Below are 23,605 nucleotides of genomic sequence, written 5' to 3'. Positions count from 1 at the left end.
GTGGGTTACCTCCACTCATGGCCGAACTCGGCTTCGAGTTCGTCGATCTCTGCTTGGGACAGGGACACCAGGGGCAGGTCGGAGGGGGTGCGCCCGCCCGCCACGCCGGTGCCTCTGCCGGTCTGCGCGGTCAGCTCCTCGCACCACAGCTCGGCGAGGGCGTGCACGTCGTCCTCGGTCCAGATGCCGGGGACCCAGGACCAGGTGGTGTCGAGGCGGCCGTCCCCGGCGGTCACTGCGGTGATCTCCAGGCCGTGGGCCACGGGCATGGCGGGGTCCTGGACGGCGCCCAGGTCGGGCGGCCCTTCGGGTGCGACGGACCAGTCTCCGTCCGCCGGACGGGCCGCCCGGCCCAGGTAGTTGAAGCCGATCTCGGGAGCCGGGAGGGCGGCGAGGAGCGGACCGGTCTCGGGGTTGAGGTGGCGGAGCAGACCGTGGCCGATGCCGTGGTCCGGGACGGCCCGCAGCTGCTCCTTGACGGTCTTGAGGACCTGGCCCGGGTCGGCGGTGTCGACTCCGTCGAGGTCGAGCCGGGCGGGCACGACGCTGGTGAACCAGCCGACCGTCCGTGACAGGTCGATGCCGTCGGCGATCTCCTCGCGGCCGTGCCGCTCGATGTCGAGCGGCAGGACCGGGTGCCCGTCCCTGGGGCGCCGCCACCGTACGAACGCGGCGGCCAGGGCGGCGACCAGGACGTCCTCGGGGCCGGCGTGGAAGGCGGCGGGCACGGTCGTGAGCAGGTCGGCGGTGATCTCGGCCGGCAGCTGCCGGGTGAGATGCCGCATCGCGCCGAACAGGTCGCGCCGTGGGTCCGGTCGACGGGCACCCAGCAGGGGCCCTGGGGCGTCCGAGACCGCCCGCCACATGTCCAGCTCGGCGGTCCGCCCGGGCGTGCGGGCCTCGTCCCGCAGCAGCCGGGCCCAGTGCCGGAAGGAGGTGCCGCGCTCGGGAAGCGTCTCCCCGCGCCAGGCGGCGGCCAGGTCCGAGCGCAGGATGTGCCAGGACACGCCGTCCACCGCGAGGTGATGGACCGTCAGCAGCAGCCGTCCGGGCCGCCCGGGTCCGGCGTCGCACCACACCGCGCGCACCATCCGGCCCTTCTCCGGGCTGAGTCGCGACGCCGACCGGCCCAGTTCCCGCGTGAAGTCGGCGGGCGGCGTGAAATGCTCCAGCACCGTGGCCGCGTCGACGGTCCCGGGCGGCGCGATGTCCGCCGTCCGGCCGTCGGGGGCCAGCCGCATGCGCAGTACGTCGTGGTGGTCGAGTACGGCCTGGAGCGCGGCGGTCAGTCGCCGCTCGTCGGCGTCCACGGGGGTGACGAGCAGCACCGACTGGCTGAACGCCCCGACGGGGCCACCGCGTTCCCGCAGCCGGTGCAGGGCCGGAGTGAGGGGCAGGGGCCCGATCGGCGAGTCCTGTCGGGTGCCCGGACCGGTGGCCGGCCGGTCCGCCGCCACGGCGGCGAGCGCGGCGACCGTGCGCTGTTCGAACACGTCACGCGGGGTCAGCCGCAGCCCGGCGGCGAGCGCGCGGCTCACCAGATGGATGGAGGTGATGCTGTCACCGCCGAGGTCGAAGAAGCCGTCGTCGACGCCCACCTCCGCGGCGGGGATCCCCAGGACGTCGGCGAACAGCGCGGCGAGGGCCTCCTCCTGCGCGGAGCGGGGCGCCCGGCCCTTCGAACGGAGGGCGGCGGCCGGCGGCGCGGGCAGGGCGGCGCGGTCCAGCTTGCCGTTGGGCGTCATCGGCAGCGCGTCCAGCGCCACCAGCGCCTCGGGGACCATATGGGCCGGCAGGTGCCGGGCGGCGTGCGCGAGGAGGGCGGGGCGGTCGGCCTCGCCGGGTCCGACGACGTATCCGACCAGGCGTCGGACGCCGTCCCGGTCCTCGCGCACCACCACCGCGGCCTGGGCGACGAGGGAATGGGCGGTGAGCACTCCCTCGACCTCGCCGGGCTCGATCCGCAGGCCCCGGATCTTGAGCTGGCCGTCGGCCCGCCCGCGCAGTTCCAGCGTGCCGTCGGCCCGCCACACGGCCAGGTCACCGGTGCGGTACAGGCGCCCGCCGGGCGGCCCGAACGCGTCGGCGACGAACCGCTCGGCGGTCAGCGCCGGCCGCCGCCAGTAGCCGCGCGCCACCTGGTCGCCCGCGACGTACAACTCGCCCTCCACACCGACCGGCACGGGGTTCAGGCGGGCGTCGAGCACATACGCCCGGGTGTTCCACATCGGCCGGCCGATGGGCACCGGCCCCGTGGGGAGGTCGTCGCCGGGCTCGATGCGGTGGTCGGTGCAGCCGACGGTGAGTTCGGTCGGGCCGTAGTGGTTGATCAGCCGCACACCGGGGTGGTCGTGGCGCCAGGCGCGCAGTGCCTCACCGACCAGGGCCTCGCCGCCCAGCATGAACTCCTCGGTGGGCGACAGGTCGTGCGGGAGGGCGGGCAGCAGGGGCAGGTGGCTGGGGGTGGCCTTGAGGAAGGAGTAGCCGCCGGCCGGCGGGGCCGCGCCCGCCTCGTGGAAGCCGGCGATGTGCACCCGGCCTCCGGCGGCGAGCGCCCCGTGCAGGGTGGTCACGGTGGCGTCGAAGGACATCGTGGCGTGCAGCAGCGAGGTGCCGCGCAGGCCGGGGTACGCCTCGACGCACCGGGCCACGTAGGTGGTGAGGTTGCGGTGCTCGACCACGACACCCTTGGGGCGGCCGGTGGTGCCGGAGGTGTAGATGAGGTAGGCGGGGTCGGCGGGGCGGGCCTCGGCGAGCGGCACGTCCGTGTCGGCGGGCGACGCGTCGGGAGGGACCACGGGACAGCCGGCGGGCCGGTCGGCGGTGAGGCGGTCGGCGGTGAGGCGATCGGCGGTGAGGCGGTCGTGGGCCAGGCGGTCGTGGGTGATCACGCACACGGGGTCGGCGTCGGCGAGGAGGTACGCGGTGCGCTCGGCCGGGTGCTCCGGGTCCAGCGGAAGATAGGCCGCGCCCGCCTTGAGGACGGCGAGGACGGCGACGGCGAGGTCCACCGACCGGGGCAGCGAGAACGCGACGACGCGGCCGGGACCGGCGCCGTACGACGTCACCACACGCGCCAGCCGGTCTGCGGCGCGGTCCAGTTGGCGGTAGGTGAGGCTGCGCTCGGGGTCCGTCACCGCGACGACGTCGGGCGTTTCGCCGGCACGTCGCTCGAACAGCCGCGGGAAGGTGGTGCCCGGAACGTCCCGGGCCGTGTCGTTGAACTCGTCGAGCAGACGGCGGAGTTCGTCGTCGGCGAGGATGCCGAGCGTCCCGATGGGCCGGTCCGGGTCGTCGACCGCGGCCCGCAGCAGCCGTTCCAGACGGGCGGCCAGTGCCTCGGCGGTAGGCCGGTCGAAGAGGTCGGCGCTGTACTGGAGGATGCCCTCGATGCCGTCCGGGGAGCCGTCGGGGGCGCGCTGCTCGGCCAGGTTGAAGGTCAGGTCGATCTTGGTGGCCCCGGTCTCCACGGGCAGCGTGCGGGCGTGCAGTCCGGGGAGGTCGAGGCGGGGTCCCGCGGTGGGGCGGAAGGCGAGCATCACCTGGAAGAGCGGGTGCCGGGCGAGCGAGCGGGGCGGGTTGAGGGCCTCCACCAGCCGCTCGAACGGCAGTTCCTGGTGGGCGTAGGCCGCGAGGTCGGCCTCCCGGACGCGGCCCAGCAGTTCCCGGAAGCCGGGGTCGCCCGAGGTGTCGGTGCGCAGGACCAGCGTGTTGACGAAGCAGCCGACCAGGTCGTCCAGCGCCTCGTCGGCGCGGCCCGCGACCGGTGTGCCGAGCGGGACGTCGGTGCCCGCGCCAAGCCGCGTGAGCAGGGCGGCGAGCCCCGCCTGCACGGTCATGAAGACCGTCGTCCCGGTGTCGGCGGCGAGCCGGCGCAGGCGCCGGTGCAGGTCCGCGTCCAGCCGGACGGGGATGTCACCGCCCCGGTGGGTGGCGCCGGCCGGACGCGGCCGGTCGGTGGGGAGCGGGAGTTCGTCGGGGAGCCCGGCGAGTGTCTCGCGCCAGTGGGCGAGGGTCCGGTCCTGCTCGCGTTCGAGTACGTCGTGCTGCCAGACGCAGTAGTCGGCGTACTGGACGGGCAGCGGCGCCCAGTCGGGCTCCTGTCCCGCCAGCCGGGCACGGTAGGCGGTCGCCAGGTCACGGACGAGGGGGTCCAGGGACCAGCCGTCGGCGGCGATGTGGTGCAGGACGAGGAGCAGGACGTGGTCCTCGGGGCCGAGGACGAGGAGGTGCGCCCGGAACGGGACCTGCTCGGCGAGCCGGAAGCCCTGCCCGGCCAGCTCCGCCAGTCGCGAGGCCAGTCGGGGCTCCGCCAGGTCCTCGACGTGGAGTTCGGGCCGCAGGGCGTCCACCGGGCGCTGGCGGGGGCGGCCGTCGGCGTCCGGGTAGAGGGTGCGCAGGATCTCGTGCCGGCGGACCAGATCGGCGAGGGCCGCGCGCAGCGCGTCGGCGTCGGGCCTGCCGCCGGTCAGCCGCAGGGCCAGCGGGATGGTGTACGCCGCGCTCGGCCCCTCCAGCCGGTCCAGGAACCACAGCCTTCGCTGGGCGGACGACAGCGGGACGTCACCGGGGAGGGTGCGCGGAGCCGGTCGCGGGGCGGGGCGGGGCGCGGTGTCCGCAGCATGGCGGGCGCCGGCCACCAGCCGGGCGAGTCCGGCCGGGGTGGGCACCTCGAAGACGTCGAGCAGGGTCAGCTCCGCGCCGAGGGTGGCGCGGATCCGGCCCAGGAGGCGCAGGGCCAGCAGCGAGTGACCGCCGAGCGCGAAGAAACCGTCACGGGGACCGGCCTCGGGCAGGCCCAGCACCTCGGCGAAGAGGGCGCACAGGACCTCCTCGTGCGGGGTGCGCGGGGCAGCGGCCGGCGCGGCGGCGGCCGGCGGGACCGGCAGCGCGGCCCGGTCGAGCTTGCCGTTGACGGTCAACGGCATCCGGTCCAGGACGACGACGGCCGAGGGCACCATGAAGCCGGGCAGCTGTGCGGCGAGGTGGTCGCGCAGGGGGTGCCCGGTACCGTCGGCCCGAGCCGCCACCGCCGCGCCCTCCGTCAGGACCGCGTACGCCACCAGGCGCCGGTCGCCGGGCCGGTCCTCGCGGACGACCGCCGCCGCCTGGGCGACGTCCGGGTGGGCGGTGAGGGCCGTCTCGATCTCGCCGGGTTCGACGCGGTGGCCGCGGAGTTTGAACTGGCCGTCGGCGCGGCCGTGGAACTCCAGTTCGCCGTCCGGGGTCAGGCGGGCGCGGTCGCCGGTGCGGTACATGCGGGCGCCGGGCGGTCCGAACGGGTCGGCGGTGAAACGCTCGGCGGTCGCGCCCGGCCGGCCGAGGTAGCCGCGGGCCACACCCGGCCCGGCGATGTACAGCTCCCCCACCGTCCCCGGTGGCAGCGGCCGGAGGGAGCCGTCCAGGACATGGGCGCGCATGCCGGCGAGGGGGCGGCCGATCGGCAGGGGGTCGGGGACGGCCGTGTCCGGAGGGCAGGGGCGGACGGTGGCGAAGGTGGTGGTCTCGGTCGGCCCGTAGCCGTCGGTGACGGTCAGTCCGGGGCAGGCCGCGAGCACCCGGCGGACCGCCGCCGCCGGGACGGCCTCCCCGCCGGTCCACACCTGGCGCAGTCCGGTGAAGCAGCCCGGGTCCTGCTCGGCGGCGAGCCGGAACAGCCCGGACGTGAGCCACAGCGCCGTCAGCCCGTGACGTGCGGCGAGACGCGCCACGGCGGCGGCGTCCACGTCCTCCTCCGGGCCCGCGACCACGGCCGTGCCGCCGGTCAGCAGCGGCACCCACATCTCGTACGTCGAGGCGTCGAACGCGGTCGGCGAGTGGACGAGCACCCGGGCGTGGCCGCCGTCGGCGAACGCCGGGTCCGCGGCCAGGGCCGTGACGTCGTGGTGGGTGACGGCGACGCCCTTGGGGGTGCCGGTGGAGCCCGAGGTGTGACTGACGTAGGCCAGTTGGTCCGTCAGGACGGGCACGCGCGGGTCGGTGTCCGGCTCGCCGGCGAGTTCCGGGTCGGCGTCCGTGACGACGACCGGGCCGTCGTACGCCTCCTTCGCCGCCGGGGCGAGCGCGCTGTCCGTCAGCAGGGCGACCGCGCCGGTCCCGGCCAGGATGCGGCGGGTCCGGGCGGCGGGGGCGCGCGGATCGAGGCCGACATAGGCGCCGCCCGCCTTGAGGACGGCCAGCAGTGCGGCGAGGAGGGTGTCCGAGCGGCGCATCAGGACGGCGACGCGGTCCTCGGGGCGCAGTCCGAGGCCCAGCAGCCGGTGCGCCATCCGGTTGGCGTCCGCGTTCAACTGCCGGTAGCTGAGCGCCCGTTCGCCGTGCACCACGGCCGTCGCGTCCGGGTGGGCCGCGACACGGGCCGCGAAGGCACCGGGCACCGTACGCGCCGTGCCCTCCGCCCGGACCACGGCCGGGCCCCTGGTGCCGCTCTCCGCCCGCTCCTCGGGCAGGGGCACCTCGACCCGGCCCACCGCAGTGCCGGGGCCGGTCACCGCCGCGGCGAACCGCTCCAGGAAGACGACGAAGCGCCGGTGGTGGGCGGTGAGTTCGGCATCGGTGTAGTGAGCGGGTCCGGCGTCGAGGTCGACGCGGATGCCGTGCCGGTCCGCGCGGTCGTAGACGTTGACGGCGAGGTCCTCGACGGGCCCCGTGGACAGGTTGTGGCGGGTGGTGGGGTGCCCGGCGAAGCGCAGTTCCGGGCCGAACGCCATGATGTTGACGACGGGGCCGAAGAACCGCCGTCCGTCCTGTGGCCAGTCCAGTTCCCGGCGCAGGTCCTCGCCGCGGTGGCGCTGGTGCGCCAGCAGGTCCCGGGTGGCCGAGGCGGTCCGGCGTACGAGGTCGCGGGCGCCGGTGTCGGGCCGTACGGACAGCCGCAGCGGCAGCACGTTCGACGCCATGCCCGGCGTGGCCAGTTCGGTGTCGCTCTCGCGGGCGGTGACGGCCAGCCCGAGGACGATGTCCCGGGCGCCGGTGAGCCGGTGCAGGTAGGCGGCGATGGCCGCGAGCACCACCCGCGACCAGCGGGTGCCGGCCAGCTCCGCGGCCGTGTGCACCAACTCCCCGGCCGCCTGCGGGAGATGGCCGGTGCGCCGCAGGAAGGTCCCGGCCACCTGGGGCGGCCGTGCGGACAGGCTCACCGGTTCCGGGCGGTCGGCGAGGGCGCGCGTCCAGTACTCCCGGTCCCTCGCGCCGCGTTCGCCGGTCCGGTGGGCCTCGTCCGCCGCGGCCAGCGGGGCCAGCGGCGCCGACGGCGGGGTGTGGGGGGTCCCCGCGACGAGTGCGGAGTAGGCGTCGGCGACCCGGCGCGCGACGAGGGAGCAGCTGTAGCCGTCGACGGCGATGTGGTGGTAGCGCTGGTACCAGACCCAGTGGGTGTCGGCGAGCTTGAGCAGGGCGTACCGGAAGAGCGGGGGCCGGTCCAGGTCGAACGGCGTGGCGAAGTCGGCGGCCATCCAGGCCCGGGCGGCCGTCCACGCGCCGACGGCCGGGCGCTCCCCGGGGGCCGTCCGCTCCCCGGCGGCCGGGCGGGGGTCGGTGTCGCCCGTGAGGTCGACGACGGGCAGGTCCCAGGCCGGGTCGGGGTCCACCAACTGACGGACGGTGCCGGCTTCGTCGAGGTCAGCCGTGAACCGGACCCTCAGCGTCTCGGTGGCGTCCACCACCTGTCGTACCGCCGCCCGGAAGAGGACGGGATCGAGAGGGCCGTGGACCTCGGTGTACTCGCCCACGTTGTAGGCGGGCCCGGCGGGGTCGAGCCGCTGCCCGAACCACATGGAGAGCTGGGCGGCGGACGGCTCCAGTGCGCGCGGTGCGGTCATCGGGCGCCCTCCGCGACGGCCGCGAGGCCGGACAGCTCCCGCGCCACCTGCTCGGCCACGGCCCGGGGTCCCTGCTCGATGCCGGGCCAGGGCACGCGCAGCCAGGGCCGGGCGGGCACGAGCGGCAGGTCGTGCGCCTGGCGGACCCGGCCGCCTCCGGTGACGTTGAGCAGCACCAGTTCGTCGCGGCGGACGCGGCCGGTCCGTACCGCGTCGGCCAGCGCGGCCAGGGCGACCCCGGCGCCCGGCTCGATGTCGACGCCCTCGACCTCCTCGAAGAGGGCCATGGCGGCGAGCGCGGCGACGTTGTCCGTGCACAGCACGTCGCCGCCGCTCTCGGTGAGGACGTCACGCACTCCGCCCCGCACGCCGAACGGCGGTCGCCGGTTGGTCAGTTCGCGGGCCAGCGGCTCGTGCTCGCGGTCGGCGGGGGCCGCCGCGCCGGTACATCGCCAGGCCTCGTACAGCGGTGCGAAGGGCGCGTTCTGGCACATCAGCAGGCGGGGCGGTGCCTCGCCGTCCGCGCGCAGCCGGCCCGCCGCCTCATGGGCACCGATCGCCCCGGTGCCGCTGCCGACGGCCTGTACATAGGTCTCCGGCAGCCGCCCGAGGGCGTCGGCCGCGGCCAGCATGACGGTGCCCAGGCCGTCCCGGCGGCCGACGTTGCGGGAGCCGCCCTCGGCATGGTGGCCGGGGAGCGCGGCGAGCAGGTCGGCGCAGGCGATGGCGTCGCTGTAGGTGGCCGTGCCGTCGAGGACGACGAGCCGTACGCAGGGGTCGAGCGGGGCCGGGAAGCGCATCCGCTCCAGGGCCGGGGCGGGCACGACGAGCAGACAGGGTACGCGGTGGCGGGTGGCGGCCCAGGCGAAGGCGGCGGCGGTGTTTCCCGCCGAGGGGATCACCAGAACGGGCGGGTCGGCGGGCAGCCGGCCGAGCACGGTGTAGGCCTCGAGGTCCTTGAACGTGCAGGTGGGCAGGTACGCCCCGCGTTCCGGCCAGTACCCGTTGAAGGCGATCCAGAGCCGGTCGAGGCCGATGCGGCGGCCCAGCCGTTCGGCCCGGTGGACCACCGGGCCCGGCACGTCGGGGAAGGTGCGCGCCACCGGCAGCAGCGGGGCGTGCCGGAACAGGCCGGTGTCCCCGCCGGCGCGCGTTCCGCTTGTGCCGTACACCGGGTACTCGGTGCGCAGGAAGGCCGGCTCGTGCCGGCCGGAGCAGTCGAGGAGGAGGCCGTCGTCCTCGTATCGGGTCCCGCAGGAGGAACAGACGACCGTGTAGTGGCGTGTTCCCGGGCGTACTCCGGACATGTTCGCTTGCCTTCCGCAGTGCCGCGTCTCGCTGATCCATTGGAACCGGCGCTTCCCAACCGGTGAGTGACGAGGGAATTACCTTTTCCCGACGCCCGGTTGACGCATGGAAGCGCTTGCTGCGAAGGCCGCGACTCGACGGACTGTTCAGTTCCGCTTCATCCGGCCTTATCCCGCCCGGGGGTTGCGAAAGCATCGGCCGCGGAGATCATCCGAGGCGCACGGGCCATGACGAAAGGGCTGGCGCGACCATGGGCGAAACGCCGACGCACACGAACTCCGGGACCCGGACGGATCCGTCCCACTGGCTCCCCTCCCCGGTTCCGGTTTCGCTTCTGCCGGGGCGCGAAGGGGCTGCGGAACAGGCACGGACGGGGGGCCGGGCGTACGCCGGGCCGTCGGCGCCGTCGCTGCTGGAGGCGTACCGGACGATGGTCCTCGGACGCCGCTTCGACGAGCAGGCGACGGCGCTGGCCCGGCAGGGCAGGCTCGCCGTCCACCCCTCCAGCCTCGGCCAGGAGGCCTGCCAGGTGGGCGCCGCGCTCGCCCTGCGCGCCACGGACTGGCTGTTCCCCACCTACCGCGACTGCGTCGCGCTGGTCGCCCGGGGCATCGACGCCGTCGAGGCGCTCACACTGCTGCGCGGCGACGCGCACTGCGGCTACGACCCGGTACGGCACCGCACCGCACCGCAGTGCACCCCGCTGGCCACCCACGCCGCCCACGCCACGGGACTGGCCCACGGCGAACGCCTCAAGGGGGCGGACACCGTCGCCCTCGCGCTCGTGGGCGACGGCGCCACCAGCGAGGGCGACTTCCACGAAGCGCTCAATCTGGCGGGCGTGCTGCGGGCTCCGGTCGTGTTCCTGGTGCAGAACAACGGGTACGCCATCTCCGTCCCGTCGGCCGAGCAGTGCGCGGCGCCGAGCCTGGCGTACAAGGGAGTCGGCTACGGCGTCCGCTCGGAGCAGGTGGACGGCAACGACGCGGCGGCCGTCCTCGCCGTGCTGACCGCGGCCGTCGAGGACGCGCGGGCGGGCGGCGGGCCGTGGCTGGTCGAGGCGCACACCTACCGGATGGGTCCGCACACCAGCGCCGACGACCCGTCCCGGTACCGTGATTCCGCCGAGTCGGACCCCTGGCTGGCACGCGACCCGGTCGCCCTGCTGGAGTCGGCGCTGCGCGAGCGCGGCCTGCTGACGGACGACGACGTGAAGGCCGCGGCGGCCGACGCGGAGGCGTACGCCGCCGACGTCCGCGAACGGCTCTCCGCCGACCCGGAGTTGGCTCCCACCGCGCTCCTCGACCACGTGTACCACTCACCGCCTCCGCATCTGGCGGACCAACAGGCCCTCCTGTCGGCCGAGTCGGGGGGACGCTGAGATGGCGGCGGTCGACACGGCGATGGCACAGGCACTCAACACGGCCCTGCGGGACGCGCTGGGCGCGGACGACCGCGTGGTCGTCCTCGGCGAGGACGTCGGGCGACTCGGTGGCGTCTTCCGGGTCACCGACGGGCTGGCCGAGACGTTCGGTGCCCGGCGCTGCTTCGACACACCGGTGAGCGAGGCGGGCATCGCGGGCCTCGCGGTCGGCATGGCGATGGCGGGCTGGCGGCCGGTGGTGGAGATGCAGTTCGACGCGTTCGCGTACCCCGCGTTCGAGCAGATCGCCTCGCACATGGCCAAGATGCGCAACCGCACCCGGGGCGCGCTCGCGCTGCCGCTGGTCGTCCGCATCCCCTACGGCGGCGGCATCGGCGGCGTGGAGCACCACAGCGACTCCAGTGAGGCGTACTACGCGCACACGGCCGGTCTGAAGGTGGTGACGCCGGCGACGGCGGCGGACGCGTACTCGCTGCTGCGTGAGGCCATCGACGACCCCGACCCGGTGGTCTTCCTGGAGCCCAAGCGACGTTACTGGACCAAGGAGCCGCTCGAACTCCCGCTGCGGACCGAGCCGTTCGGCACCGCTGCGGTACGCCGGGCCGGGCGCGACGCCACGCTCGTGGCGTACGGCCCGTCGGTCGCCGTGGCCCTGCGGGCGGCCGACCGGGCCGCCGCCGAGGGCCTGGACGTCGAGGTGCTGGACCTGCGCACCCTCGTCCCCCTCGACGACCGGGCGCTGGCCGCGTCGGTGCGGCGGACCGGCCGGTGTGTGGTGGTGCACGAGGCCCAGGGCTTCGCCGGGGTCGGCGCCGAGATCGCGGCCCGGGTGCAGGAGCGCTGCTTCGACGCGCTGCGCGGCCCGGTCCTGCGGGTGACCGGCCTGGACATCCCGTATCCGCCCCCGCTGCTGGAGGACGCCCATCTGCCGGGCGCCGGCCGGGTGCTCGACGCCCTTCGTCGTCTGTTGCCCGCCGACGCCGGACGACGGCCGGCCGGCAACCGCCCCGAGCGCGCCGTCGCCGACGGGCCGGGGCGTACGTTCCGGCTCCCGGACCTGGGTGAGGGGCTGGCCGAGGCCGAGGTGCTGGAGTGGCGGGTCGCCGTGGGCGACCCGGTCGCGCACGACCAGGCCGTGGTGGAGGTCGAGACGGCCAAGTCCGTGGTGGCGCTGCCGAGTCCGTACGCCGGGACGGTGACCGCCGTGCACTGCCGGCCCGGTGAGGTCGTCGGGGTGGGGGCGCCCCTGTTCACCGTGGAGGAACCGGCCGAGGCAGCCGGCTCGGGCGCCGTCCTGACCGGCTACGGGACGTCGGAGCGGCCGGGACGGACCCCGCCGGCGGGGCCGGCCCCCGCCGCGTCCGCCACCCGGATCCCCTGGGGACCGGCGGCCGGGAAGTTCGTTCGCGGGCACCGGGACACACCGGCCGTGACCATCTGGGCGGACACCGACGCCGACCGCCTGCTCGCCGCCCGCGGCGTCCACGGAACGGGTCTGATGCCGCTGCTGGCCCGGGCGTGCCTGGACGCGCTCGCCGCCTTCCCCGACCTCAACGCCCGGGTCGACGCCGACCGCCAGGAGATCGTCCGACAGCCCGAGGTCCATCTCGGCTTCGCCGCGCAGACCGACCACGGTCTGGTCGTCCCCGTGGTCCGGGACGCCGGCCGGCTTGCGCTCGACGAACTGGCCGGCGAACTGGCGCGGCTCACCCGGCTCGCCCGCAACGGCACGCTCCCCGCCGCGCACCGCACCGGAGGCACGTTCACCCTGAACAACTACGGCGGCTTCGACGTCGACGGGGCGACACCGATCCTGAACCACCCGCAGGCGGCGATGATCGGGGTGGGCCGCATCACCGACCGCCCGTGGGCGCGGGACGGCCGCGTCGAGGTCCGCAAGGTCGTCCACGTGTCGCTGACCTTCGACCACCGCGTCTGCGACGGCGGGACGGCGGCGGGCTTCCTCCGTCACGTCGTCGACGGGATCTCCGGATGCCGGTGACGCTCGCTGCTCACGGTGCCGTTCGGCCCCAGATCCTCCGGTACCCCTCCCGGTAGCCCGAGGGGTCCCAGGAGGTGGCACCGTGGCTGTTGGCGGCCGTGGCGATGTGCACGGGGGCCACGTAGCCGCTGGCGGGACGGCCGGAGAAGGCGCGGTTGAACTCGTCGACGATCTGCCAGCCCTGCAGCGACAGCGGCTCGGGCACGGTGGCCGCCTGGAACTGCCCGCTGTTGACGCGCTGGAAGGCGGAGGGGTCGCCGTCCCCGGCGCCGATGTTGAAGGGCGGTCCGGAACCGGGCACGCCGGCCGCGCGGAAGGCCGGGGCCGCGTCGGCGAAGTAGAGGTCGTTGATGGCGACGGAGTAGGTCCACCGGTCCTGGAAGCGGGACAGGAGCGAGGAGATCTCCCGGGGCGTACGGCTGCTCGCGTCCGGGATCGGGATGTTCTCGTAGGCCAGCAGCCGCACGCCCGGACAGGTGGCGAGTTCCTTCCTGATCAGCTCGGCCTTGTTCCTGGCGAACGGGATCGAGTCGTCGGTGAAGAGCACGACCCCGGCGCGGCCGGCGGAGCGCGCGACGACCCAGCGCGCGGCGGCCCGGGCCACGTCCGTGACCTCGGTGGTGACGTTGGTGAACAGCCTGGGGCTGCGGCTGGGGCCGGGAGCGTCGACGGCGTGCCAGCCGACGAGCGCGATGCCCGCCGCGTCGGCCCGCGCGACCTGTTGTGAGGTGGAGCCGGGGTCGAAGCCCCCGATGACGATGCCCGAGGGCTTGAGGGTCACCGCCTCGCTCATGGCCGCCTGGATGCCGGCCGGAGTGCCCGCGCCGTCGATCACCCGGACGTTCCAGCCGACGACCCGCGCGGCCTCCCGGACCCCGTCGGCGGCGCCCGCGACTCCGGGGTTGGTCATGGTCTGGGCGACGTAGACGAGGGTCTTCCCGGACACTGCCCTGGGGCCGCCGGCCGGCCCTTTCCAGGGGACGTCGGCCCGCTCCGCCCGGCCGACGGCGGCCTGGGCCCGGGCGTGCACCGCGGGGCAGCCGTTCGGCCCCGAGGAGGGCTCCCCGGCCGGCCCGTTCGACGACCCGCTCCCGCAACCGGCCGCCAGGACGGCCGCCGAGACCAGGAGGGCGCGGCTGCGGGTGCGGGCGGGAGTGCGGTGCACGAAAGCTCCTCGCGGAGGGATGAGCGGGAGGACGGCGGCCGGCGCCGAACGGCGACGCCCGCGCCGACACTTCATGGAAGGCCGCCCGCCGTGCCGTCGCCGTGCGGTGGGGTGGGCGCGTCGCGGGCCGCGAGGGGGGCGGCGCGCAGCCGGCGGCGGGCCGAGTAGCCGGCCAGGCCCACGGCGATGAGCAGCGTGCCGCCGTAGAAGAGCGGGACCGTCCAGAAGTCGGCGCCCAGCTGGCCGATGCCGGTGAGACCGACGGCGAGGACGGCGACGGCGACCACGGTGCCGAGGGCGTTGGGCCGGCCGGGCTTGATAGCCGTGGCGCCGAGGAGGGCGCCGACGAAGGCGGGCAGCAGGTAGTCGAGGCCGACACTCGGGTTGCCGATCTGCTGCTGGGCCGCGAGCAGCACCCCGGCGAAGCCGACGATCAGCCCCGAGGCGGCGAAGGCGTACACGGTGCAGCGGCGGGCCGGGATGCCGAGGAGGTCGGCGGCGCGCGGGTTGGAGCCGACGACGTACAGGTACCGGCCGAGCGGCAGCCGCTCCAGCACCAGCCACAGGACGCCGGCGAGGGCGAGCACGTAGAAGGCGGGGACCGGAAGGCCGAGGACGGTGGAGTCGTAGAGGCCGGTGAAGGCCTTCGGGAGGCCCTGCGGGCCGGGGACGATCCGGCCGCCGCCGGTGACCCAGCCGGTCACGGCGTACAGCATGCTGCCGGTGCCCAGGGTGGCGATGAAGGAGTCGATGTGGCCGAGTTCGACGACGACCCCGTTGAGGACCCCGACGACGAGCCCCGCGGCGATCACGGTGAGGCAGGCGAGCGGCCAGGGCCAGCCGTCGTTGACCACCAGTTGCATGACCATGACGTGGGCCAGGCCGAGGCCGTAGCCGAGGGAGAGGTCGAACGCTCCGGTCACGATGGGGACGGTGGCGGCGAGCGCGAGGACGGCGGGGATCGACTGGTTGGACAGGATCGCGTCGACGGTGTCCAGCGTGGGGAAGGTGCGCGGCAGGGCGAGGGAGAAGACCAGGAACAGCAGGGCGGTGAGGCCGAGGAGACCGTAGGCGCCGACGAGGTGTCCGGCCGGGCCGCGCGGGCGCCACGGACCGCTCGGACCTCTCGGGCGTCGGGGCGGGGCGGTCACGGGTGGGTCGCGGTTCCGGACGGGGGCAGGGCCGAAGCCGCCCGGGTGAGCCCGGTGACCGTGAGGGCGGGGCCGCCCAGCTCGGCCGTCACGGTCCCCCGGACGAAGACCAGGGCCCGTCGGCACACGCCGACGACCTCCTCGAAGTCGGTGGAGACGAGCAGGACCGCGAGACCCCCGGCCAGCGCCTCGTCGAGCAGCCGGTGGATCGCGGCCTTGGCCCCGACGTCGACGCTGGCGGTCGGGTCCTCGAGGATCAGCAGGCGCAGACGGGCGCGCAGCCACCTGCCGAGCATGACCTTCTGCTGGTTCCCGCCGGACAGGGTGACGATGACGGCCTCGCTGTCGCGCGGCCGCACCGAGAACCGCTCCAGCAGACCGGTCGCCTCGGCACGCTCGCGGCGGGGGCCGATCCAGCGCGGCGCCGGCCGGCCGCCCGCCCGGGGGTTGGCCAGGAGGTTCTCCCGTACGGTCCGTTCCGCGAGGCAGCCCTCGCGCTGCCGGTCGCCGGGCACCAGGGCGACACCGGCCCGGACCGCGTCGGCGACCGTGCGGGGACGGTAGGGGCGGCCGTCGAGCAGGGTCCTGCCGCCGAGCAGGGGGTGGGAGCCGGCGAGGGCCCGGCCGAGGTCCATGTGCCCGGCGCCCGAGAGGCCGACCAGGCCCAGCACCTCCCCCGCCGCCAGTTCCAGGCTGACGGGGCCGGCGGCGGCGGTCCGTACGTCCTCCAGGGCCAGGACGGCCGGTCCTGCGGCCGGGGCGGCCGGGAGGGGGGCGGGAGCCGGTTCCTCGCCGACGATGTCGCGCACCAGCCGGACGGGGCTGTGGCCCGCCAGCGCACCGTGGCTCACCAGGCGGCCGTCGCGCAGTACCGCGAAGGCGTCGGCGACCTGGTACACCTCGTCCAGCCGGTGGGTCACGTAGAGGATGGCGTGGCCCCGGTCGCGCAGGTCGCGCAGCACCCGGAACAGCCGGGCGCAGTCGGTGGCCGGGAGGCGGGCGGTCGGCTCGTCGAGGACGATGAGCATCGCGCGGGCCGCGAGGGCTCTGGCGATCGCGACCAGGGAGCGCTCGGCCGGGGCCAGTCGGGCGATCGGCGCGTCGGGGTCGAGATGTCCGGCGACCGTTCGCAGGGCCTCGGTGCCGTGCTCCCGGGTCCGCCGCCAGGAGACCAGTCCGGCCCGGCGTGGATATCCGGTGCTCAGGGCGATGTTCTCGGCGACGGTCATCCATTCCACGAGGCCGAGGTCCTGGTGGATGAAGGACATGGCGCGGGAGGCGGCATGGGTCCCGAGGGGGTGTCCGTCCACGGTGATCCGCCCGCTGTCCGGCTGGTGGACTCCGGCGAGCACCTTGATGAGCGTGGACTTTCCGGCGCCGTTGGGCCCGAGGAGGGCGAGGACGCTGCCGGGATGCACGTCGAGGTCGACCCCGGCCAGCGCGAGGGTCCCACCGAACCGCTTGGTGAGCCCGCGGACGCGGACCAGGGGTTCCGCCCCGAAGGGCGCACACGACGCTCCCGACACGTGGGGATAGTAGCTCAACAAATCACAATATTTCGGGCACCATGCCTCAGCCGGCGTCCAGTCCGCATTCCGCCCAGATGACCTTGCCCTGCGGGAGGTAGCGGGTGCCCCAGCTCTCCGACAGCTGCGCGACCAGGAACAGGCCGCGCCCGCCCTCGTCGGTGGCGGACGCCCGGCGCAGATGGGGGGCGGTGTTGCTGGTGTCGGAGACCTCGCAGATCAGGGTGCGGTCGTGCAGCAGCCGTACCCGGATGGGGCCGGCGCCGTGACGGATGGCGTTGGTGATCAGCTCGCTCAGGATCAGTTCCGCGGCGAACGCGGTCTCGTCGAGTCCCCAGTCGGTCAGTTTCCGCAGGGCCGCCGCGCGGACCTCGCCGACCAGGGCCGGGTCCGCGGTCAGGTCCCAGGTGGCGATCCGGTGGGGGTCGAGCGCCCGGGTGCGGGCCACGAGCAGGGCGATGTCGTCGCAGGGGCGGGCGGGCGCCACGGTGTCCAGGACCGCCTGACAGGTCTCCTCGGGCGTGCGCTGCGCGTGCGCCAGGGCGCCGCGCAGCCGGTCGAGGATGACGTCGACGTCACGGTGGCGGTCCTCGATGAGTCCGTCGGTGTAGAGGACGAGCTGGCTGCCCTCGGGCAGGTGGACCTCGGCGGTGTCGAAGGGCAGACCGCCGAGGCCGAGCGGGGGGCCGGCCGGCAGATCGGGATAGGTCACGGTGCCGTCCGGGGCGACCAGCGCGGGCGGGGGATGGCCGGCCCGGGCCATGACGCACTGCTGGGAGGCGGGGTCGTAGATGGCGTACAGGCAGGTCGCGCCGATGATGCCGGCGCCCCCGCCGTCGGGGTCCTCCCGGTCCAGGCGCCCCACGAGGTTGTCGAGGTGGATGAGGACCTCGTCGGGCGGGAGGTCGAGTTCGGCGTAGCAGCGGGCGGCGGTGCGCAGCCGGCCCATGGTGGCGGCGGAGAGCATGCCGTGGCCGACGACGTCGCCGACGAGGAGGCCGACCCGGCCGCCGGAGAGCGGGATCACGTCGTACCAGTCGCCGCCCACGTCGGCCTCGGCGGGCAGGTAGCGGTGGGCGACCTCGACGGCGTCCTGGTCGGGCAGGCCGTGCGGGAGCAGTCTGCGCTGCAGGGCCAGGACCATGGCGCGTTCGTGCGTGTAGCGCCGGGCGTTGTCGACCGACAGGGCGGCGCGGGTGGCGAGTTCCTGGGCCAGCGCCAGGTCGTCGTCGCCGTAGGGGGCGGGGTCCTCGGCGCGGTAGAAGCTGGCGACGCCCAGGACGACGCCGCGGGCGAGCAGGGGGACCGCGATCAGGGAGTGCACATGGGCGAGCAGGGCCTCGGTGTGCTCGGGGTCGTGGGCGAGCCAGCCCGCGGCGGCCCTCAGGTCCGGTTCCAGCACCGCCTCCCCGCCGGTCAGGCAGCGCAGCTGGGGCGTGGTCGGACCGAAGTCGGCCCGTTTGCCGACCGGGATGAAAGGGAGGTCGTCACGGATGCCGTGGACCACCGTGCGGTGCAGGTCGCCCAGCGGGTCGGTGGACTCCTCGCCGTGCAGTACGGCCTCGGGCAGGTCGACGGTGACGTAGTCGGCCAGTCGCGGGACCGCCGTCTCGGCGAGTTCCTCGGCGGTGCGGCGCACGTCCAGGGTGGTGCCCATCCGGGTGCTGGCCTCGGACAGCAGCTCCAGGCGGCGGCGCGCGGCCAGGGCGTACGTCCCGACCCGCGGCTCGCCCACCATCACCAGCCCCCGGGCCGGGGGCGGTGGTCCGGCGGGAGCCCTCGTCCCGCCGTTGGCGCCGGCGGTGGCGCCCCCGCCGTCCCGGGCGGCCATGGCCGGCGCGGCGACCGAGAGGCGCGCCAGGGAAGGAAGCGCGGACACGGCGGCGGGCTCGACGATACGGCCCGGCAGGGCGTCGAGCCGGTGCGGGACGACGAGGGTGTCCGCCGTCGCGGGGCCGGGGAGGACGGCCTCGATGGCGATGCCCCGCACCCCGGAGGCGCTCGTCATGGGACGGCTCACCAGGGTGACCCGCCGGCCGTCGGGCAGGGTCACGTCGACGGCGGCCCGGTAGGCCCGGGAGATCAGCTCGGTGGCCTTCTCCCGCAGGATCGCCCGGTCGCGGGGGCACAGCTGCGGGGTCAGGTCGTCCAGCGCGACGCCGTGGTGGAGGCCGGTGGCCGTCTCCGCCTCGGCGGCCAGGTACGCGCGCAGCAGGGCGCGCTCCCGCGCGGAACTCTGGGCGAGCAGTCGTCGTTCCATGGCCGCCGCCGCCTTGCGGATCACGCCGACCAGTGCCGGGGACGCGGCGCTGCGCGGGAATCCGAGACACAGGACGCCCTCGATGCGCCCGTTCAGCGGGTCGCGGACGGGAAGCGCGAGGCAGGCGCTCTGCTGGGAGCGCTCCGCGAAGTGTTCGGCGCCGTGGACCCGGATGAGCCGCCGCTCGGCCAGGGCGAGGCCGATGCCGTTGGTGCCGGCGACCTGTTCGGCGAAGACGAATCCGGGGACGGTCTGGATCGCCGGGAGGGTTCTGGCCAGCGAGGCCCGGCCGAAGCGGCGCAGCAGGACCGTACCGTTCGCGTCGGCGAGGGAGATGTTCATCTCGCTGCCGGAGAACCGGGCCTGCAGCCGGTCGAGCACCGGCGTGGCCGCGCGGACGATCCGGCCGCCCAGGTCGAAGTCGTCCCGGAAGGGCAGGTCGGACTGGTCCGGCGAGAGGCCCAGGGACCGGCAGCGCTGCCAGGAGTTCAGGATGGACGTGCGCACACCTGCGTCGACCCGCTCACCCTGCAGGAACCGCTCACGGAAACGGACGGGCCCCGTGCCGCCTGTCGCACGTCCCGTCGGCGTCGGTTCCCCGCCGGACCGCACCACGCTTCGCCTCGCTCACGCCCGTCAATCCACTTCCGGAAAAATCTGACATTGACGAGGATACGGTCATTGCGGGCACGAGTCACGATGAGCGGGCGGCCCCGGGGCCGTCGCCTCGTCAGAGCACCGCGACCGGGCTCACGGGCGAACCCGTCCCGCCGGGGACGTTGAGCGGGGCGACGACGAGCAGGAACTCATGGCGTCCCGCTTCGGCGGTCGCGCCCGACAGCTCCTCCAGGTCGAGGTTGTCCAGCAGGGGCACCCCCATCGCGGCCACGGCCAGGGCGTGCACCGGCGAGTGCACGCCGTCCACGGGCGAGGGCCGTACGTCGCTGTCGCCGTCCCCGCCGAGCAGCGCGATGCCCCGTTCGGCCAGCAGCGGTACGGCGTCCACGTGGAGGCCCGCGCCGGCCGCGCCGGAGTCCCAGGCACCCAGCTCACGGCGGCGGCGCACCTGTCCGGAACGCACCAGTACCGCGTCGCCCTCGGCGATCGTGACACCGAGCGCCCGCTCGGCCGCGAGGAGGTCACCGGCGTGCACCGCCTGTCCCGGCTCCAGCCAGGGGATCTCGAACACGGCGGGGAGGTCGAGGAGCACACCCCGGGTGACGAGCGGCCCGAGCGCCGACACCGCGCCGAAGCGGGCACCCGCGGCATCCACCGCCTCGCGGGCCGCCCGGCCGTCGTAGAGCCGCCCCCGGTAGGCGATGTGGCTCAGCGCGTCCAGGTGGGTGACCGCCTTGCCGTGGTAGTCGACGGCGATGAAGTCCTTGTGGGTGGAGGGCTCGGGGGCCTCCACGTCCCCGAGGTCGGTCATGTGGTGCAGGGCGGGCCTGTGGTTGTCCGGGCCGGGCCGGGTGTTCCAGGGCAGCGCCATCGGCACGACCCTGCCGGACCGCACCGCGCTCGTGGCCCCCCTGACGTGGTCCGCGGTCACCCGGTTCCAGGCGCCGCGGTCGGCCGGGGCCCAGCGCCCCCAGGTGCGCACCGCCGCGAAGAGCGCGTCGAACTCCTGACGGGAGACGGCGGGCCCGTTGTCGGCACCGGCCGGGCCGGGAGTGGTGGTTTCGGCGCGGTTCGAGGTCATCTCGGCTCACCGTTTCCAGCTCGGGCCGGCCTGCCCGGTCCGCACGACGTCGCGACGGGTCGGGCGAGCACGGGCCGGGGCGGACGGTCGTACGCCCTCATCGGCAGTCGAGCAGGCCCGCGTTGCGCTTGGCGTCGAGTATCCGTCGCACGGCGGCGTCGACCTTGGCCCGGAACGAGGCGTCCTGCCGCATCCGGGTCTGCAGGGCCTGTGCCATCGCGGGTACGGTGCTCGGCCGCACCGTGAGGATCATGTCTCCGCCGGCCGCGACGAAGTTCACGGCCCGCTGCCCGGGGCTGAAGGACCGTACCGCGACCGCGTTGCCGAGGTCGTCCGAGATGACCACTCCCCTGAAGCCGAACCGGCCGCGCAGCAGCTGATCGACGACCGTCGGCGAGAAGGCCGCCAGATGCCTGGGGTCGATCTTCGTGTAGGTCGCCGAGGAGATCATCACGAAAGGCGAGCCGGCTTGGATCCCGGCCCGGAACGGCGTGAGGGCGGCGCTGCCGGCGGTCGTCACCGAGTCCACCACGCCGGCGGTGGTGTCGGTGTTGCCGATCACCTGGCCCAGCCCGGGGAAGTGCTTGAGCGTGGTCATCACTCCCGACTGCGCGAAGCCGGCGGCGAAGGCGGCGGTGTGGGAGGTGACGACGTCCGGGGTATGACCGTACTCACGCTGGAACGAGCCGATGGGGATGTTCCGGGTGCCCAGCGCGGCCGGGACCACATCGGCGACCGGTGCCAGGTTCAGGTCGACTCCGGCGGACTTGAGCTGCTGGGCCCATGCGGCGGCCTCGGTGCGCAGGGTCGCGGTCGGCAGGCCGCCCTGGGACAGGCCGGTGGGCATGGCCGAGAAACCGGGTCCCCGGAGCACCTGTACCCGGCCGCCCTCCTGGTCGGTGGCGACCAGGAGGCCGATCTGCCGGCCGGCGACCCGGTCCGCCTGGCCCCGGAAACCGTCGACGAGCCTTCTGGTCGCCGCCGTACCGGCGGTGCTGCGGCCGGTCAGCATGACGGACCCGACATGGTTGTCGCGCAGCGTGCGCAGCTGGGCCTGGTCGGGCTGGGCCGCGGAGACGCCCCCCATGAGGAGCTGCCCGGCGCGTTGGGCGGTGGTCATGCCGGACAGGTACCGGTCGGTGCAGGTGGCCGCCGGGCCGGCGGCGGTGGACCGGGGGGAGTCGGCCATCGCCCCGGGCGCGACCGACGCACCGCATGCGGTGACGGCGAGCGCCAGAGTGACCAGTGGGACCCCGGTGCGCAGTACTGGGCGGCGGCTCCTGGGCTGCTGCCGGACGCGTATGGTCATGCTTCTTCTCCCGGCCTGGACGAGGCGGGGCTGCCGCGTGCTGTGCTCCCGCTTTCCCCACGGCGAGCCCGGCTTGCTGCGTCCATCACACCGTACGTTATTGAGCATTTGTTCGCTCCCCGGCGGACGGGGGGAATGCGCGGCGGACCGGTGCGGTGACGCGGCGGCGCACGCCGCCCGGCGCGAGCCCCTGCCTCGGGCCGGCGCCCGCGCCCGTGCACGTGTGGGCCTGTGCCTCGGCCCTGGGGCGCCCGTCGCCGGCCTGGGGCGGCAGGACGACCGTGGACCCGGCCTCCACCCTCCTGACCGGGCACCGCCCCGGCTCCGGGGGAGCGTGATCACCGCCACGGACCAACCCGCCGCCGGGCGCCTCGACATGACGGGTGCGCTCCAGCCGCCGGGGCACGGCCCGGCGTGCGGAGCAGTACCGCCGCGGCGGTACCGTATGCGGCAGTCGATCGCTCGTTCTACGATCACTGAACACAAGGGGGTTCCATGAAACACCGCCGCCCGCGCCCACATCGCAGAGCGATCGCCAGAGCGGTCGGTACGGCGGGTGCGCTGGCCTTCGCCCTGGGTGCGGGGATGACGCCGGCGCTGGCCGCCGGGAAGACGTCCAACGAGCCCGTGGCCACCGGATTCTCGCCCGACCAGCCCGACCAGCCCGACCCGAAGACGCCCTGGGCACCCGAGAACGACGAGGCGCCGCTGCACCACAAGGCCGTACACCCCGAGGGGCTCACGTCGTCCGGCCGCACCGCGGGCTCGGCCCTCCAGCTCAACATGCCCGCGCCCACCGGGCCGTACAGCGTGGGCATGGTCGGCCTGCACCTGGTCGACACGTCCCGTACGGATCCGTACGTTCCGGGCAGCAAGTCCCGCGAGTTGATGGTCTCGCTGTGGTACCCGGCCACCAACACGGCCGGGCACTACCAGGCGCCGTGGATGCCGTCGGTCTCCGGCGCCCACTTCCTCGCCACGCGCGGACTGTCGCCGCAGCAGGTGACCCTGCCGACGACCGCGGGCCATGTCCTCGCCCCGGTGAACGCCTCGCTCGGCAAGCTGCCCGTCCTGCTGTACTCGACCGGGCTGCACTCGGACCGGGCGATGGGCACCGCGCTCGCCCAGGACCTCGCCAGCCGCGGCTACCTCGTCGTCACCGTCGACCACACCCACGACGCCAACGAGGTGCAGTTCCCCGGCAACCGGGTCGAGGTCAACACGATGCCGGCGGGCGCCCACTCCTCCGACACGCTCAACGTGCGCGCGGCCGACATCCGGTTCGTCATCAACCGGCTCGGCACGATCAGCCAGGGCGGCAACCCGGACGCCGGTCACGCCACGCTCCCCACGGGGCTGTCGAAGGCGGTCGACATGTCCCGTATCGGGATGTTCGGCTGGTCGCTGGGCGGCGCGGCGGTCGACACCGCCATGCAGCTCGACCACCGGATCGCCGCCGGCGCCGACCTGGACGGCCAGTTCTTCGGGACGGCGCCGAGCAAGGACCTGGACCGCCCCTTCATGCTGTTCAGCTCCGGCACCCACAACCGCAACAACGACGGGTCGTGGCGCACGCTGTGGTCGCACCTGAAGGGATACCGGGTCGACGTCCAGCTCCATGGCGCGGCGCACCTGTCCTTCAGCGACAACGAGTGGATGGTGCCCCAGGAGGCGGGCCTGCTCGGGCTCTCCCAGGCCCAGCTCCAGCAGCAGTTCGGCACGATCGACCCCAACCGGGCGGTCAAGGTCCAGCGTGACTACCTGGCCGCCTTCTTCGACCAGGAGTTGCGCAAGAAGCACAGCACCCTGCTCGACGGACCCGCCAAGAGCTATCCGGAGATCTCCTTCGTCCGCTGACCGGACATCCGGCCGCACACTCACCGGGCATCCCGAAGGGCGGGTCCTGTTCACGGGTCCGCCCTTCGGCGTCCCAGGGGGTGGCGGCACCGCATGCGTCGGCCGTCGCCCAGTACCCCGTCCG

11 protein-coding genes and 1 pseudogene are annotated in these 23,605 nt (G+C 74.9%); 4 read left to right on the top strand and 8 right to left on the bottom strand.

Annotated features, from left to right (window positions below; genetic code table 11):
* Positions 1–5 precede the first annotated feature (5 nt).
* Together ACFYMM_RS18315 and ACFYMM_RS18310 are read right to left on the bottom strand one after the other, a co-directional pair.
* Positions 6–7,820 (bottom strand): amino acid adenylation domain-containing protein, encoded by a 7,815-nt coding sequence (locus ACFYMM_RS18315; RefSeq protein ID WP_388387582.1) that lies wholly within the window; start codon positions 7,818–7,820, stop codon positions 6–8.
* Positions 7,817–9,127, bottom strand: a complete 1,311-nt coding sequence (locus ACFYMM_RS18310) for a cysteate synthase (RefSeq protein ID WP_388387580.1) — start codon at positions 9,125–9,127, stop codon at positions 7,817–7,819. The genes ACFYMM_RS18315 and ACFYMM_RS18310 overlap by 4 nt, the downstream gene beginning before the upstream one ends.
* Positions 9,128–9,378: 251 nt before the next feature.
* Here ACFYMM_RS18310 and ACFYMM_RS18305 point away from each other — a divergent pair, with 251 nt between their 5' ends.
* The 3 genes and pseudogenes from ACFYMM_RS18305 (at position 9,379) to ACFYMM_RS18295 (ending at position 12,514) form a co-directional block, all read left to right on the top strand.
* On the top strand, positions 9,379–10,509 hold the full coding sequence (locus ACFYMM_RS18305) for a thiamine pyrophosphate-dependent enzyme (protein ID WP_388387578.1): 1,131 nt from the start codon (positions 9,379–9,381) through the stop codon (positions 10,507–10,509).
* A gap of 1 nt (position 10,510) precedes the next feature.
* Positions 10,511–11,479, top strand: a pseudogene (locus tag ACFYMM_RS18300) (alpha-ketoacid dehydrogenase subunit beta); the annotation flags it as partial.
* A complete protein-coding gene (locus ACFYMM_RS18295; protein WP_388387882.1) occupies positions 11,456–12,514 on the top strand; it encodes a dihydrolipoamide acetyltransferase family protein in 1,059 nt (352 codons plus the stop codon). The pseudogene ACFYMM_RS18300 and the gene ACFYMM_RS18295, both read left to right, overlap by 24 nt.
* Positions 12,515–12,524: 10 nt before the next feature.
* Here ACFYMM_RS18295 and ACFYMM_RS18290 read toward each other — a convergent pair whose 3' ends face one another.
* The 6 genes from ACFYMM_RS18290 to ACFYMM_RS18265 form a co-directional block, all read right to left on the bottom strand.
* The gene (locus tag ACFYMM_RS18290; RefSeq protein WP_388387576.1) at positions 12,525–13,679 is read right to left on the bottom strand and encodes a substrate-binding domain-containing protein; all 1,155 of its coding nucleotides are present in this window, start codon (positions 13,677–13,679) and stop codon (positions 12,525–12,527) included.
* 71 nt (positions 13,680–13,750) lie between these two features.
* Positions 13,751–14,830, bottom strand: a complete 1,080-nt coding sequence (locus ACFYMM_RS18285; protein ID WP_388387574.1) for an ABC transporter permease — start codon at positions 14,828–14,830, stop codon at positions 13,751–13,753.
* Positions 14,827–16,374, bottom strand: a complete 1,548-nt coding sequence (locus tag ACFYMM_RS18280) for a sugar ABC transporter ATP-binding protein (protein WP_388387572.1) — start codon at positions 16,372–16,374, stop codon at positions 14,827–14,829. Before ACFYMM_RS18280 ends, ACFYMM_RS18285 begins: the two co-directional genes overlap by 4 nt.
* Positions 16,375–16,402: 28 nt before the next feature.
* Positions 16,403–19,231 (bottom strand): SpoIIE family protein phosphatase, encoded by a 2,829-nt coding sequence (locus ACFYMM_RS18275; protein ID WP_388387570.1) that lies wholly within the window; start codon positions 19,229–19,231, stop codon positions 16,403–16,405.
* Positions 19,232–19,346: 115 nt separating this feature from the next.
* The gene (locus ACFYMM_RS18270; protein WP_388387568.1) at positions 19,347–20,315 is read right to left on the bottom strand and encodes a cyclase family protein; all 969 of its coding nucleotides are present in this window, start codon (positions 20,313–20,315) and stop codon (positions 19,347–19,349) included.
* A 97-nt stretch (positions 20,316–20,412) separates the two neighbouring features.
* A complete protein-coding gene (locus tag ACFYMM_RS18265; protein ID WP_388387566.1) occupies positions 20,413–21,624 on the bottom strand; it encodes a glycoside hydrolase family 3 N-terminal domain-containing protein in 1,212 nt (403 codons plus the stop codon).
* Between the two features lie 495 nt (positions 21,625–22,119).
* On the opposite strand from ACFYMM_RS18265, the gene ACFYMM_RS18260 reads away from it, so the two are divergent.
* Positions 22,120–23,481: an alpha/beta hydrolase family protein gene (locus ACFYMM_RS18260; protein ID WP_388387564.1), complete on the top strand. Its 1,362-nt coding sequence runs from the start codon at positions 22,120–22,122 to the stop codon at positions 23,479–23,481.
* Positions 23,482–23,605: the final 124 nt, after the last annotated feature.

The organism is Streptomyces sp. NPDC006739 (assembly GCF_042869815.1).
Classification (GTDB): domain Bacteria; phylum Actinomycetota; class Actinomycetes; order Streptomycetales; family Streptomycetaceae; genus Streptomyces.
This window is presented reverse-complemented; position numbering and strand designations above follow the sequence as displayed.